Raw genomic sequence first — 14,331 nt, 5'->3', positions numbered from 1 at the left:
GCTCGTTCACCCGTGAAGCTTACGGCCGCAGACCGGCCACGGGCTCGCCCCCCGGCTGATGTAGAGCTTCTTGGCCCGGTAGGTCTGCTCGCGGGCGGGTGCGTCCTGTGGCCGGCCGTGGCCGCCGAGGGCCCGCCAGGTGGCGACATCGAACTGGTAGAGCCCGCCGTAGGTGCCCGAGGAGTCGACGGCGTTGGGCCGCCCGCCCGCCTCGCACTGCGCCAGCTTGTGCCAGGCGAGGTGGTCGGCACCGCGCACGGAGGTGGGCAGCTCCCTGATGCCGAGGTGCACGATCTGCGGGCGCGGGGCGCGTACGACCTCGCTGTGCAGCCGCTTCGCTTTCTGCCTGACGCCGTTGACGGTGCGCACCCGGTAGGTGACCCGTCGCACACCGGGCCGCCCCTGCTGGACGACGGCCACGGTGCCGCGGGCCAGGCGGGGGTCGGTCCGGTGGACCGTACGGAAGGGGATGGGTTTCTCGCGGACCTCCTTGGAGCCGGTGATCCGCAGCACCGAGATGGTCTGGCCGTCGCGCGGGAAGCTCTCCGGCGGCACCGAGGTGGTGTCCTGGCCGCGCAGGGCGAGGCCGGCCTCCGCGAGGGCCTCGCGGACGGTGGCCGCGTTGGTGCGGACCCGGTGCTCGCGGCCGTCGGCGACGATCACCACCGAGCGTTCGGTACGGACGGCCAGCTCCATGCCGCGCTGGGCGATGCGCCGGGAGCGGGAGGCCGACAGGTAGGCGCCGTCGGCGCGGACACCGAGCTGGTCGAGTGCGCCGGCGACGGTGTCCGCGGTGGTCCACACCGTGCGGCGCTGCCCGTCGATGGTCAGCACGACCGGGCGGCCGTGCCGGACGACGACCTCGTCGCCGCTGCGGAGGGCGGTGCCGGGGGCGGGGGCGACGATGTCGTGGGCGCCGATGTCGAGGCGCTCGTGGGCCAACAGGTCGTCGACGTCGGCGGCGAAGGTGTGCAGGGTGCGCGGGGCGCCGTCGACGGTGAGCCGGACCGCCTTGTCGTGCGCGATGAAGGCGGTGGTGCCGCCGGCGAGGAAGGCCACGACCAGGGCCCGGGGCAGCAGCAGGCGCAGCGCGTCGGGGTGTTCGGCACGGCGTCTGCGACGGCCGCGCGCGGCGCGGTGGCTGCTCTGCGAATGACTCACGGCGCGCTCCACATGCCCCGGCTGCGGTTGACGGCGGGAATGTAGCGGAGTCGGCGTCACTCTCCCAAGTCGGACCGATACGGAAAGTGACCGGATCGGGGGATGCGGGAGGATGCGGGAGGGCTTTCCGGTGGGGCGTACGGGCCCTTCGGCGGTAGGCGGGAGTCCGCCGCGAACCGTCAGTAACCGAAGGCCCGCGCCGTGTTCGCCGCGATGGCGGTGGCCAGGGCGTCCTCCGTCAGCGCCGTGACCTCGGCCATCGCCCGCAGCGTGACCGGAATGAGGTACGGGGCGTTGGCCCGTCCGCGGTACGGGGCGGGCGTGAGGAAGGGGGCGTCGGTCTCGACGAGGACGAGTTCGGGCGGGGCGACGGCGAGTGCGTCACGCAGCGGCTGGGCGTTTTTGAAGGTGACATTGCCGGCGAAGGACATGAAGTAGCCCGCCGCGGCGCAGATCTTGGCCATCTCGGCGTCGCCGGAGTAGCAGTGGAAGACGACCCGGTCGGGTGCGCCCTCCTCGCGCAGGATCCGCAGCACATCGTCGTGTGCCTCGCGGTCGTGGATGACCAGGGCCTTGCCGTGCCGCTTGGCGATCTCGATGTGTGCCCGGAAGGAGGCCTCCTGGGCGGCCATGCCTTCGGGGCCGGTGCGGAAGTAGTCCAGGCCGGTCTCGCCGACGCCGCGGACCTGCGGGAGGGCGGCCAGCTTGTCGATCTCGGTGAGTGCGGCGTCCAGGGCACTGTCACCGCCGGGCTCCCTGGCTCCCTGCCGGGACCAGCCGTCGGCCTCTCCGAGGACGATCCGGGGCGCTTCGTTGGGGTGCAGGGCGACGGTGGCGTGCACGCTGTCGTGGGCCGCCGCGGTCTCGGCGGCCCACCGCGAACCGGCCAGGTCGCAGCCCACCTGGACCACGGTGGTCACACCGACGGAGGCGGCCTTGGTGAGCGCCTCCTCGACGGTGCCCTCCTGCATGTCCAGGTGGGTGTGCGAATCCGCGACCGCCACCCGGAGGGGTTCGGGCAGCGGCGGCGGGGTGTTCTTGTCCTGCGGTGCCATGGCCGCGATCCTACGAGGGGCGCGGCACGGAGCTCACCTGCGGTGGTGCTGGAAGGGGTGCAGCAGGTCGGAGAGGTGCCAGTGGTGGCGTCCGGCGTCCTTGTCCCCGGCGGTGCCGCCGGTGGGGTCCGGGTCCGGGTCCGGGTCCGCCGCGGGGGTTTCCTTCTTCTTCTCGCTGCCGGGCTTCTTCTCGCTGCCGGGCCGGCGCTGGTGCATGCTCGCCATCGCGGCGGAGACCATCGAGACCTGCCCGGAGCGCATGATGCGGACGACGTCGGTGCCGCAGTTCAGGCAGGTGGGGCAGGTCAGCGGGGACGGGACGCGCACGCCGTCCGCGTAGTAGACGACCTGCGGCTCCCCCTTGCCGTCGACCTGGTGGACTATCTCGTAGGCCTGTTCCCAGCCGTAGCCGCACCGCATACAGGCGAAGGAGTACGCCTCGTGCGCTGCGGCGTCGGGCCGGGGGGCGGGGTGGTCTCCGCTGGTGGTCGTGGGGGAAACGCCGGTGGTCTTCGCGAAATCGTTCATGTGCTGCGCTCCTCTTGTCCGCTGGACAAGGTCTCCGGGAACCGTTCGTCCCACGTCCAGTGGACGCCTTTCCCGGTCACAAAGCAGCTGATCGCCGACCGTATTGGCCCAGATTTGGCCGGGGACAGGGAAAACTCCCCGCCGTCCCGGTCTGCGCTTTACCTTTCAGGCCAGTCATTTACCTTCCGATGGGTCGGTTTTCGCCGCGTTCTTCGCCGCGACCACCGCATCGAAGACCTCGCGCTTGGGCAGCCCGGCATCCGCGGCGACCGCGGCGATGGCTTCCTTGCGGCGCTCCCCGGCCTCCTCGCGGACCCGCACCCGGCGCACCAGCTCCTCGGCGCCCAGGTCCTGCGGCCCGGTGTCCGGGGCGCCCTCGACCACGATGGTGATCTCGCCGCGTACGCCCTCGGCCGCCCAGGGCACGAGGTCCTCCAGCCGCCCGCGCTTGACCTCCTCGTAGGTCTTGGTCAGCTCCCGGCAGACCGCGGCGCGCCGGTCGGCGCCGAAGATCTCGGCCATCGCGGCGAGGGTGTCGTCCAGCCGGTGCGGCGCCTCGAAGTAGACCAGGGTGCGCCGCTCGTCGGCGACCTCGCGCAGCCGGGTGCGCCGCTCACCGCCCTTGCGGGGCAGGAACCCCTCGAAGCAGAAGCGGTCCACCGGCAGCCCGGAGACGGCCAGGGCGGTGAGCACCGCGCTGGGGCCCGGTACGGCGGTGACCTTGATGTCGCGTTCGACGGCCGCGGCGACCAGCCGGTAGCCGGGGTCGGACACCGAGGGCATCCCCGCGTCGGTGACCAGCAGCACCCGCGCCCCGCCGGCCAGCGCCTCGGCCAGCTCGGGCGTCCGGGCCGCTTCATTGCCCTCGAAGTACGAGACGATCCGCCCGGACGGCTGGACCTCCAGCGCCTGGGTCAGCCGGCGCAGCCGCCGGGTGTCCTCGGCGGCGATCACATCGGCGGCGGCCAGCTCGGTGGCGAGCCGCGGCGGCGCGTCCGCGATCTCTCCGATGGGCGTCCCTGCAAGTACCAGCGTTCCAGTCACCTTCCCATCCTCCCAGGGCGCCGCCGTGCCCCGGCCGGTCGGTGTCCCCCGGTGTGCTCCCCGCCGGTCCACAGGCGGCTTCCCTACGATGGGCCGGGTGACGAGTGACACCACCGCGACCGACGCCGCCGCGCAGTACGCCCCGGAGCCGCCCGGAGCGCCCCCCGTGTGGCAGCGGCGACTGCGCCGCTTCGGGCTTCCCGTCCGCCCGCAGACCGATGTCCGCGCGCGGCTGGTGCCCGCCTTCCCCGAGCCGAGCGGCCGTCTGTGGGCCGTGTTCGGCGCGGGCCCGGAGGCCGCGGCCCGGCTGACGCGCTGGTCGGCCTGGGCCGGTCCGCTGCTGGTGGCGCTGTTCGCCGGGGTGCTGCGGTTCTGGAACCTGGGCAGCCCGCGGAAGGTGATATTCGACGAGACGTACTACCCCAAGGACGCCTGGTCGCTGCTGCAGTACGGCTACGAGGGCACCTGGGCCAAGAACGCCAATGACGCGCTGGTCGGGCATCCGCCGGAGCTGCTGCTCTCGCCGGAGCACTCGTATGTCGTCCACCCGCCGATGGGCAAGTGGCTGATCGCGCTCGGCGAGGGCGTGTTCGGGATGAACCCCTTCGGCTGGCGGTTCATGGTGGCGCTGCTCGGCACCCTCTCGGTGCTGCTGATCTGCCGTATCGGCCGCCGGCTGCTGCGCTCGACGGCGCTGGGCTGTCTGGCGGGCTCCCTGCTGGCGGTGGACGGTCTGCACTTCGTGATGAGCCGGACCGCGCTGCTCGATCTGATCGTGATGTTCTGGGTGGTGGCCGCCTTCGGCTGTCTGCTGGTGGACCGGGACCGCACCAGGGGCCGGCTGGCGGCGGCGCTGCCGGTCGGCCATGGGGGCACCTCCCGTTCGGGCGAAGCCGAGAACGGGGGAGGGGTCGCGCGCCCGGACGAGAGCGTCGGTGACCGGATGCGGCTCGGGTGGCGCCCCTGGCGGATCGCGGCCGGGCTGTGCCTGGGCCTGTCCGCGGCGACGAAGTGGAACGGGCTGTACTACCTCGCGGCCTTCGCCGTGATGGCGGTGCTGTGGGATGTCGCGGCACGCCGTACGGCCGGCGCCCGGCGCCCCTTCCGCTCGACGCTGCGCCGCGATGTCCTGCCCGCCTTCGGGGCCACCGTCGTCGTCGCCGTCGCCACCTATCTCGCGTCGTGGTCGGGCTGGATCGCCACCAAGGGCGGCTACTACCGCGACTGGGCGACCACACCGGAGGGCCGTACGGGGGCCTGGGTCTGGCTGCCGGACTGGCTGCGCAGCCTGTGGCACTACCAGACCGAGGTCTACTCCTTCCACACCGGACTGACCACCCCGCACGCCTACCAGTCCAACCCGTGGAGCTGGCTGGTCCTGGGCCGTCCGGTCTCGTACTTCTACGAGGACCCCAAGGCCGGCCAGGACGGCTGCACGGTGGCCGAGGGCTGCGCCCGTGAGGTGCTGGCGCTGGGCACGCCCCTGCTGTGGTGGGCGGCCTGCTTCGCGCTCCTCTATGTCCTCTACCGCTGGCTGTTCCAGCGGGACTGGCGGGCCGGGGCGATCCTGTGCGCCGTCGCGGCCGGTTATCTGCCGTGGTTCCTCTACCAGGAACGGACCATCTTCCTCTTCTACGCGGTGGTGTTCGTCCCGTTCCTGTGTCTGGCGCTGGCGATGATGATCGGCGCGATCGTCGGGCCGCCGGGCTCGACGGAGCGCCGGCGCACGATCGGCGCGGTCGGCGCCGGTGTCCTGGTTCTCCTGATCGCATGGAATTTCATCTACTTCTACCCCCTCTATACCGGGATGCCGATCCCCAAGTCGGCCTGGCACCACCGGATGTGGTTCGACACCTGGGTGTGAGCGACGCCCATTCGACAGTTCCGTAACAGCTGTACAACAGCGCGTCACCGGACCGTGCCCGTATCGAGACTCAGGGCCCTCCCGTGTCCCTTAGAGTGCGAGGCACGTTCTTGTGTGCGTATTCAGGGACGAGGCTCTGGGAGGGAATCGGTGGCATGCGCCGTGAGGTGAAGTACGGGCTGATCGGCGGATCGGTGGCCCTGGTGGCGGGAGTCGTGGGCGGCTTCACGCTGTTCGGCGGCTCGGACGAGTCGCCGCAGGAGGTCAGATCGGCGGATGCCAAGTCGGGTGAGAACGGGACCAAGGTGGCAACCGGCCCGTTGTCGGCCAAGGAAGTGCAGACGACCTCGCGGGAGTTCCTGACCGCGTGGCAGTCCGGTGACGCGACCAAGGCGGCCGGGATGACGGACGACCCGGCGAAGTGCAAGAGCGCGCTGGAGGCCCTGGGCAAGCAGGCGCGGTTCTCGAAGGTGACGCTCACGCCGGCCGCGCCGACCGGCGGCAAGGTGCCGTACACCGTCGCGGCGCAGATCGACTACAAGGGCACCAAGTCCGCCTACTCCTACCGCACCTCCGCGACCGTGGAGCGCGACAAGGCCACCGGAAAGCCGCAGATCGCCTGGCAGCCGACGATGCTGCACCCGGGCCTGGCCAAGGGCGACCAGCTGCGTACGGGCGAGGCCGAGGCGCCGCCGATCAAGGCCGTCGACCGCAAGGGCGCCGCGCTGACCCCCGAGGCGCATCCGGCGCTGGCCGGGGTGCTGGACAGCCTGCGCGACAAGTACGGCGACAAGACCAACGGCAAGCCGGGCGTGGAGCTGTTCATCCACCGCGCCAAGAGCGCCAAGCCCGCCGACCAGCTGCCCGACAAGACCCTGAAGGTGCTCTCCAAGGGGACGCCGGGCACGCTCAAGACCACCCTGGACGCCGGAATGCAGTCGGCGGCCGAGCGGGCGGTCAAGGGCAAGAAGTCCGCCTCCGTGGCGGCGGTCAAGCCCAGCACCGGCGAGATCCTGGCGCTCGCCAACTCCCCGGAGAAGGGCTTCAACCTGGCTACCCAGGGGTCCCTCGCGCCCGGCTCGACGATGAAGGTCGTGACCGCGGCGATGCTGATGGACAAGGGCATGACCTCGCCGGGCAAGTCCCACCCGTGCCCCAAGTACGTGACGGCCGGCGGCTGGAAGTTCCAGAACCTCAACAAGACCGAGATCAAGAACGGCACCTTCGCGCAGAGCTTCGCCGCGTCCTGCAACAACGCCTTCATCTCGCAGGCCAAGGACCTCAGCGACGACGATCTGACCAAGGAGGCCCGGGACGTCTTCGGCATCGGCCTGAACTGGCAGACCGGCATCCCCACCTTCGACGGCGCGGTGCCGGTGCAGAGCGACGCCCAGATGGCGGCCTCGCTGATCGGCCAGGGCGGGGTGCGGATGAACCCGCTCACTGTCGCCACGATCTCCGCGACGGTCCGGGCCGGCTCCTTCCACCAGCCGTACATCGTCTCCCCGTCGCTGGACCACCGGACGCTCGCCAAGGCCCCCCGCACGATGAAGCCGTCCACGCTCAGCGGTCTGAGGTCGCTGATGAAGCTGACCGCGACATCCGGTACGGCCGCCGAGGCGATGTCCGGGGTCAGCGGTGACATCGGCGCCAAGACCGGCTCCGCCGAGGTCGACGGCCAGAAGAAGCCCAACGCCTGGTTCACCGCCTACCGCGACGACCTCGCCGCGGCGGCCGTCGTCCCGGCGAGCGGCCACGGCGGCTCCAACGCGGGCCCGGTGGTCCGCGCCCTCCTCACCGCCCGCTGACGAGCGCGGGGCGCCCACGCGGCGCCCCGTCTCAGCGACCGGAAGTGACTCGCATGGCCCGTACAGCTTTCGCTAGCGTGCGGGCCATGAGCGATTCCGCGTCCGGCAGTGCCCCGGGAACCCAGACCGCCATATCGCCCGCCGCGCGCGAGCGCACCACGTGACCCCGCTCGTCGTCGCCGCGGTCCTGCTGGCCGCCGTCACCCACGCCGGCTGGAACGCCATCGCCCACGGCATCCGTGACCAGCTGCTGGCCTTCACCCTGGTCGGTGGCGGCGGTGCGGTCTGCGGTCTCGCCCTGGCCGCCGTCACCCCGCTCCCCGCCGCCGGCGCCTGGCCCTACCTCCTGGCCTCCGCCGTACTGCACATCGTCTACCAGGCCCTGCTGATGCAGTCGTTCCGCCTGGGCGACTTCGGGCAGATGTACCCCATCGCCCGCGGCACCGCGCCCCTGGTCGTCACCGTCCTGGCCGCCGTCTTCGTCCACGAGATCCCCGACGGCTGGGCGCTGGCCGGTGTCGCCCTGGCCTCCGCCGGGCTGGTGGGCGTCGCCCTCTGGGGCATCCGCGGTTCAGGCACCAAGCCGCACTGGCCGGCCCTCCTCGCCGCCCTCGCCACCGGCCTCGCCATCGCCTCGTACACGACCGTCGACGGCCTGGGCGTACGCGCCTCCGGCAGCTCCCTCGGCTATATCGCCTGGCTGATGCTCCTCGAAGGCATCGCGATCCCCGCCTACGCGCTCGCCACCCGCCGCCGCCAACTCCTCACCGAACTCCGCCCCTTCGCGCTGCGCGGGCTGGCCGGCGGGGTGCTCTCCGTCTTCGCCTACGGCCTGGTCCTGTGGGCCCAGACCCGCGCCCCCCTCGCGCCGGTCGCCGCGCTGCGCGAGTCCTCGATCATCGTGGGCGCCGCCATCGGCGCCGTCTTCTTCAAGGAACGCTTCGGCGCCCCCCGGATCGCCGCGGCGGGCCTGATGGTCATCGGCATCGGCCTGATGCTGCACACCGGCTGAGGGGCGCCGCGCGGACGGCTCAGCCGCCGGCCCGTGCGCCACGGACGCGCCGCACCAGGTCCTCCGCGGCCTTCGGCCATGCCTCTTTCTCGAAGGCGAAACCCGCTTCGAGCAGCCGGCCGGGCACCACCCGGCGGCTCTTGAGCAGCAGTTCGGTGTCGGAACGCAGCGCGAACGCGCCCAGCTCGGCCATCCACTTCGTAGCCGGCAGGCCCACCGGGACGCCCCAGGCGGCCCGCAGTGCGCGCATGAGGTCCCGCTGCGGCAGCGGACCGGGCGCGGCGAGGTTCACCGGCCCGGTGAGGTCGCTCCGGTCCACCAGGAACTCCACCGCGCGGACGAAGTCGCGGTCATGGATCCAGGACACATACTGGGCGCCGCCCGCGACCGGTCCGCCGAGCCCCAGCCGCGCCAGCCGCAGCAGCACATCGAACACCCCGCCGCGATCCGGGCTCATCACCATGGCGGAGCGCAGCGCGACCTTGCGGGTGTCCGGGGTGGCGGCCTCCTCCTGGGCCCGCTCCCACTCCTTGGCGATCTCGACGCTGAACGCCCAGTAGTCCGGGACGCCGGGCTCCGAGCCGCCGATCTCACCGGCCGCCTCGTCGTGGGGCGCGTCGAAGCGGTGGGCGTAAATGGTGGCGGTGCTCATCTGCAGCCAGACGCGGGGCGGCCGGGCGGCCGCCGCGATCGCTTCGCCCACGACCCGGGCGGAGTCCACCCGCGAGCGCATCATCTCCTGGAGGTTGGCCGGGGTGTAGCGGCAACTGACGCTGCGTCCGGCCAGGTTGATCACGACGTCACTGCCGTCGACCGCCGCCACCCAGGGGCCGGGCGTCGCACCGTCCCAGACGACGTCCCGCGCACGGACCGGGCGTCTGGTCAGCACCACGACCTCGTGACCCGCCGCTGTCAGCGCACGGTTCAGGATTCCGCCCACCTGACCGGTCCCGCCGGGTATCACTATCTTCATCAGGCTCCCTCGTCGCGCACGGCCAGTCCTGGCCCCGCCGTTTCCCGTGTTGCCGGGTGTGGGAGCGCCACACCCGGCAACCGGCCGATGCCGTGGCCCGGGGAGGTCAGCGTCCGGGGTAGACCGTGCCGTGGGGCGGGGTCTTCAGCGTACGGAGATAGGTGTCGATCGCCCGTGCCGGGAGGGGCGACTGGCACTTGCGGTAGAGCCAGTGGTCCATCGCGTCGAGGACGGCGAGCTTCCCCTTCGGGAATTCCTGAGCCATCCGACGCGCGCCCGGAAGCGGGGTCGCCAGATCGTGCTTGGCGTTCACGACGAGCACCGGCGGAAGCGGGCCCTTGGCCCGGACCGGCTCCGGCTCGGGCGCGGCCGGCCAGCCCTGGCAGCCGAGGATCATGTCCAGGGCCTGGGAGTTGTAGCGGCTGTGCGGGTTGGCGGACTGGGTCCGCTGACGCAGCTCCCGGTAGTGGGCATAGTCGCGGAGGCGGAAGTCGTAGTCCCGGCACATCACGGTGCGCCAGGCGGGGACGGGAGAGCTGTCGGTCCAGTAGACCTTGCCCTTGCCGCTGTTCAGGGCCCCCAGCTGCTCGGCGGTCGGCTGGGGGTTCCACTTCTGGAGGTAGTCGAAAAGGAAGCCGGACAGCTGGTCGGCGGTGACCTTCTTCCGCGTGGGGCCGTGCCGTCCCGGTTCGAACAGCCTGCCCGCGTCGGCGCGCGCGAACAGCCCGCGGACGACGGCCTGCATGTCCTGGCCCTTCAGCGCGCAGGAGGTGTCCTTCGCGCACCAGTCCGCCAGCTGCCGCACCCCGTTCTCGGCGGCGGCGGAACCTTCCGCGAGGAAGCGCTCGGCGTCCGGCCGGGACGGGTCCATGGCGCTGTCGAGGGCCAGCGCCCGGAGCTTCTGCGGGAAGAGACGGGCATATTGGCGGCCCATGAGCGTGCCATAGGAGTGCCCGAGGAAGCTGATCTTCTTCTCACCGAGGGCGGCGCGGATCGCATCCATGTCACGCGCGACGCTGACGCTGTCCATATGGTCGACGACCGGACCGCTGCGTGCCCGGCAGCTGTCGGCGAGCTGCTTGTTGAGCGTACGCATCCGCTGGAACTCGGCGGCGTTCTTCGGGCGGGTGGGGATCTTCCCGGCGAGCCTGTCGTCGCACCGGAGCTCTCCGCTGCGGCCGATACCGCGCGGGTCGAAGCCGATGATGTCGAAGCGGCTCCTGATGTTCTTGGCGTAGCCCTCGACCGGGTTGTCGGCGAAGTAGGCATCGTCCAGGCCGGTCGTACCGGGCCCGCCGGGGTTGGAGAGCAGGACACCGATGCGCTTCTTGGGGTCGGTGGCCTTCTGGCGGGCCACCGCGATCTTCATCGTCGGCCCGTCCGGCTTCGCCCAGTCGACCGGAACCTCCAGCGTCCCGCACCGGGTCCGCTTGCTCGGGGCGGGGTAGGGCGGCTCGGCCTTGGGGCAGGCGGACCACTGGATCGACCGCACCGGGGCCTCCCCCGCCGCCGGCTCCGCACTCGCCGGAGTCGCCCCCGCACTCGCCGGCACGAGCAGCGACGCGGCAAGCGCCACCACCCCCGCCGAGGCCGTGCGGCCAACACCCCTACGACGCCGGCGCGACCGGACGTCCACACTCTCGACCGGCCCGTCCCCGGGCCGGGAGAAGGAATCTGAAGCATTCATGCCGCACACCCTCACGCCCCCACATGATGGCCCTTCCATGGCCAGACGATGGCGACGTAACAGAGACACCGCGGCACCCAACTCCCCACCGAAACCCACCACATGCCCTCCCCCCACCGGGCCGGCCCGTCCACAAACGGGAGGGTGCGGGGCCTCCGGGGTGGTGTTGAGGACGTAAAGCGAAGCAGTCCTCAACACCACCCCGGAGGCCCCGCACCCGGCACCCACCACCAACAAGAGGAAGGGTCAGCCCACAAACCTCCCCCGCTCCCGCCGAAGGCGGGCGAAAACTACAGAAGACGCACGACGGCGTCACCCGGCAACGTGGGAAACCGCCCGCAGCAGCGCTTGCGCACGCGCATCCGCCGTCACATTCCGCTGCATCCCATTGGTGACATAGCCGAACGCCAGCCCGCTCTCCGGATCGGCGCAGGCGAGCGCGCCCCCGCGCCCGGGGTGGCCGAACGCGCCGGGCGCGAGGAGCGGGGAGGACGGCCCGTGGAGCATGAAGCCCAGGCCGAACCGTGTAGCGACCAGGAGGGTGCGGTCGAGCCCCGCGGACTCCTCGGTCCGGGCGAGGGTGAGCGTCGCGGGCGCGAAGAGCCGGGCGCGGCCGTCCACGGGACCGATGAGTGCGGCGTAGCAGCGGGCGAGCGAACGTGCGGTGGCGACGCCCGCCGAGGCGGGCAGCTCGGCGGCCCGGTACTCCGGCGCGTTCTCGTCGGGGGCGGGCGAGATCGCGGCGAAGGCGCGGCTGGTGAGCGAGCCGGGATCGGCGTACGCGTCGACGACGGACTGCTTCGGGCGGACCCGGAGCCCCGAGGCGGCGGGCGGCGCCGGGGGCTCGACGGGGGCGAGCCGCCCGACGCGGGACTGCGCCTCCTCGGGGAGGCCGATCCACAGGTCGAGGCCGAGCGGCCCGGCTATCTCGTCGGCGACCCAGCTGCCGATGGTGCGGCCGGTGGCCCTCAACACCAGCTCGCCGAGCAGCCAGCTGTAGGTCTGCGCGTGGTAGCCGTGGTCCGTGCCGGGTTCCCAGGCGGGTTCCTGGGCGGCGAGGGCGGCGGGGCCGCTGACCCCGTCGATGGCCTGGTCCGGGGTGAGCGGGGCGTCCAGGACGGGCAGTCCGGCGCGGTGCGAGAGCAGATGGCGGACGAGTACGCGTTCCTTGCCGGCGGCCTTGAACTCGGGCCAGTACGTGCCGACCGGCGCATCGAGGTCGAGCTGTCCGCGCTGGTGCAGCAGCAGCGGGACGACGGCGGCGATGCCCTTGGTCGCGGAGCGGATCACCTGGGCGGTGCCGGCCTCCCAGGGCGCGGCGTCCGCCGCATGCTTGCCGGCGTCCCCGTCCCTCGTGCCGCCCCACAGGTCCACGACCTTGCGCCCGTGCCGGTAGACGGCGACCGCCGCGCCCCGCTCACCGCGCCGCGCGAAGTTGGCCATGAAGGCGTCCCGGACCGGCTCGAAGCCGTCCTCTACCGTGCCCTGGACGTCCACCACTGATTCCCGCTTCCCGTTCATCCGCCGCTGTCGTGACCCCATCCATGGTGCAACGTGCGGATCAGTGCTGATGACCAGGACCGCGGCCCGTGGCGTTCGTCACATGCGCACCCCGCGGCAGGCCCCGGGAGGGCGTCAGCGGTGGGTCACAGCGGGACGTCGACCGACCGCGGATCGAAACCGAAGGGCAGCTCCAGCCGGTGGGTGCGCATCAGTTCCTCGTCGCACAGCAGCTCCTGGGTGGTCCCGTCGGCGACCAGCACACCGCCGGAGAGCACGACGGACCGCGGGCACAGCTCCAGCGCGTACGGCAGATCGTGGGTGACCATCAGGACGGTGACGTCCAACGACCGAAGGATGTCGGCGAGTTCGCGGCGGGAGGCGGGGTCGAGGTTGGAGGACGGTTCGTCGAGGACCAGGATCTCCGGCCGCATCGCCAGCACCGTGGCGACGGCGACCCGGCGACGCTGCCCGAACGAGAGGTGGTGCGGCGGACGGTCGGCGAACTCCGCCATCCCGACCCGGGTGAGTGCTTCGGTGACCCGCTCGTCCAGTTCGGCGCCGCGCAGCCCCGCGGAGGCCGGCCCGAAGGCGACGTCCTCGCGGACGGTGGGCATGAACAGCTGGTCGTCGGGGTCCTGGAAGACGATGCCGACGCGGCGGCGGATCTCGGCGAGGTGCTCCCTGGCGACCGGGAGCCCGGCGACCTCGACGGTGCCGGCGCCCGCTTCAAGGATGCCGTTGAGGTGCAGTACGAGGGTGGTCTTGCCGGCGCCGTTGGGCCCGAGCAGGGCGACCCGCTCGCCCCGGCCGACGGTCAGGTCGACACCGAAGAGCGCCTGATGGCCGTCGGGGTAGGCGTAGGCGAGCCCGGAGACGGCGAGGGAGGGGGCGGGCGTGGCGGTGCTCAAAGGGTCCATCCCAGGAGGCAGACGGCGAGCGCGGCGAGCGGGAGGGCGGCCGCGCGGGTCCATTGTGTGCGGGTGGCGGCGCTGCCGTCGACCACGGGCATGGTGCCGGTGTAGCCGCGGCTGACCATCGCGAGGTGGACACGCTCACCGCGCTCGTAGGAGCGGATGAACAGCGCCCCGGCCGATTTGGCGAGCACGCCCCAGTGGCGGACGCCACGCGCTTCGAAGCCGCGGGAGAGCCGGGCGATCCGCATCCGCCGCATCTCGTCGGTGATCACATCGCCGTAGCGGATCATGAAGGAGGCGATCTGGACGAGCAGCGGCGGCATCCGGAGCCGCTGCAGGCCCAGCAGGAGTTCACGCAGCTCGGTGGTGGACGCGAGCAGGACGGACGCGGCGACGCCGAGCGTGCCCTTGGCGAGGATGTTCCAGGCGCCCCACAGCCCGGACTCGCTCAGGCTCATCCCGAAGACGGCGACCCGCGGCCCCTCGGCGACGAACGGCATCAGCACGGCGAAGGCGACGAACGGCACCTCGATCAGCAGCCGCTTGAGCAGGAACCCGGCCGGGATCCGCGCGGCCGCGGCGGTGGCCGCGATCAGCAGCGCGTACAGCCCGAACGCCCAGACGGCTTCGCGTGGGGTGGAGACGACGACGAGGACGAAGCAGAAGACCGCCGCGATCTTGCAGTGCGCCGGCAGCGCGTGGACCGGCGAATGCCCGTGCCGGTACAGCTTGTGTGCTCCCCCACTGCTGAACGCGTGGGAGGTACCCCCATCCGCACCCAT

At 72.1% G+C, this 14,331-nt stretch carries 12 protein-coding genes; 3 read left to right on the top strand and 9 right to left on the bottom strand.

What is annotated here, in order from left to right; all coding sequences use genetic code 11:
• Positions 1-6: 6 nt before the first annotated feature.
• The 4 genes from SLV14N_RS24080 to rsmI all read right to left on the bottom strand — a co-directional run bounded on the left by SLV14N_RS24080 (position 7) and on the right by rsmI (position 3,788).
• Entirely contained in the window at positions 7-1,161 is a 1,155-nt protein-coding gene (locus SLV14N_RS24080) for a ubiquitin-like domain-containing protein (protein WP_317633719.1), read from the bottom strand.
• A gap of 179 nt (positions 1,162-1,340) precedes the next feature.
• Complete coding sequence (locus tag SLV14N_RS24075) at positions 1,341-2,216, bottom strand: TatD family hydrolase (protein WP_263271017.1); 876 nt, start codon at positions 2,214-2,216, stop codon at positions 1,341-1,343.
• Between the two features lie 33 nt (positions 2,217-2,249).
• Positions 2,250-2,744 carry a hypothetical protein gene (locus tag SLV14N_RS24070; protein ID WP_263271016.1) on the bottom strand — a complete coding sequence of 165 codons (495 nt, stop codon included), beginning with the start codon at positions 2,742-2,744 and terminating at the stop codon, positions 2,250-2,252.
• Between the two features lie 174 nt (positions 2,745-2,918).
• Positions 2,919-3,788, bottom strand: coding sequence for a 16S rRNA (cytidine(1402)-2'-O)-methyltransferase (gene rsmI, locus SLV14N_RS24065; protein ID WP_208683506.1), 870 nt, complete (start codon positions 3,786-3,788; stop codon positions 2,919-2,921).
• A gap of 88 nt (positions 3,789-3,876) precedes the next feature.
• On the opposite strand from rsmI, the gene SLV14N_RS24060 reads away from it, so the two are divergent.
• The 3 genes from SLV14N_RS24060 to SLV14N_RS24050 all read left to right on the top strand — a co-directional run bounded on the left by SLV14N_RS24060 (position 3,877) and on the right by SLV14N_RS24050 (position 8,472).
• Positions 3,877-5,652, top strand: a complete 1,776-nt coding sequence (locus tag SLV14N_RS24060) for a dolichyl-phosphate-mannose--protein mannosyltransferase (RefSeq protein WP_263271015.1) — start codon at positions 3,877-3,879, stop codon at positions 5,650-5,652.
• Positions 5,653-5,807: 155 nt separating this feature from the next.
• Positions 5,808-7,460, top strand: coding sequence for a penicillin-binding transpeptidase domain-containing protein (locus tag SLV14N_RS24055; protein WP_263271014.1), 1,653 nt, complete (start codon positions 5,808-5,810; stop codon positions 7,458-7,460).
• A 160-nt stretch (positions 7,461-7,620) separates the two neighbouring features.
• Positions 7,621-8,472, top strand: coding sequence for an EamA family transporter (locus SLV14N_RS24050; RefSeq protein ID WP_263271012.1), 852 nt, complete (start codon positions 7,621-7,623; stop codon positions 8,470-8,472).
• Positions 8,473-8,491: 19 nt separating this feature from the next.
• Here the strand turns inward: SLV14N_RS24050 and SLV14N_RS24045 are convergent, their stop codons facing one another.
• The 5 genes from SLV14N_RS24045 to cbiQ all read right to left on the bottom strand — a co-directional run bounded on the left by SLV14N_RS24045 (position 8,492) and on the right by cbiQ (position 14,331).
• Positions 8,492-9,445 (bottom strand): TIGR01777 family oxidoreductase, encoded by a 954-nt coding sequence (locus SLV14N_RS24045; RefSeq protein WP_263271010.1) that lies wholly within the window; start codon positions 9,443-9,445, stop codon positions 8,492-8,494.
• A 106-nt stretch (positions 9,446-9,551) separates the two neighbouring features.
• Positions 9,552-10,937 carry an alpha/beta hydrolase gene (locus tag SLV14N_RS24040; RefSeq protein ID WP_263271009.1) on the bottom strand — a complete coding sequence of 462 codons (1,386 nt, stop codon included), beginning with the start codon at positions 10,935-10,937 and terminating at the stop codon, positions 9,552-9,554.
• A gap of 507 nt (positions 10,938-11,444) precedes the next feature.
• A complete protein-coding gene (locus SLV14N_RS24035) occupies positions 11,445-12,653 on the bottom strand; it encodes a serine hydrolase domain-containing protein (RefSeq protein ID WP_263271007.1) in 1,209 nt (402 codons plus the stop codon).
• Positions 12,654-12,778: 125 nt separating this feature from the next.
• On the bottom strand, positions 12,779-13,552 hold the full coding sequence (locus SLV14N_RS24030; protein ID WP_263271006.1) for an energy-coupling factor ABC transporter ATP-binding protein: 774 nt from the start codon (positions 13,550-13,552) through the stop codon (positions 12,779-12,781).
• Positions 13,540-14,331: a cobalt ECF transporter T component CbiQ gene (cbiQ, locus tag SLV14N_RS24025; protein WP_263271005.1), complete on the bottom strand. Its 792-nt coding sequence runs from the start codon at positions 14,329-14,331 to the stop codon at positions 13,540-13,542. The genes SLV14N_RS24030 and cbiQ overlap by 13 nt, the downstream gene beginning before the upstream one ends.

This window comes from Streptomyces sp. Je 1-4 4N24, from assembly GCF_026239515.1.
Lineage (GTDB): Bacteria > Actinomycetota > Actinomycetes > Streptomycetales > Streptomycetaceae > Streptomyces > Streptomyces nigrescens.
This window is presented reverse-complemented; position numbering and strand designations above follow the sequence as displayed.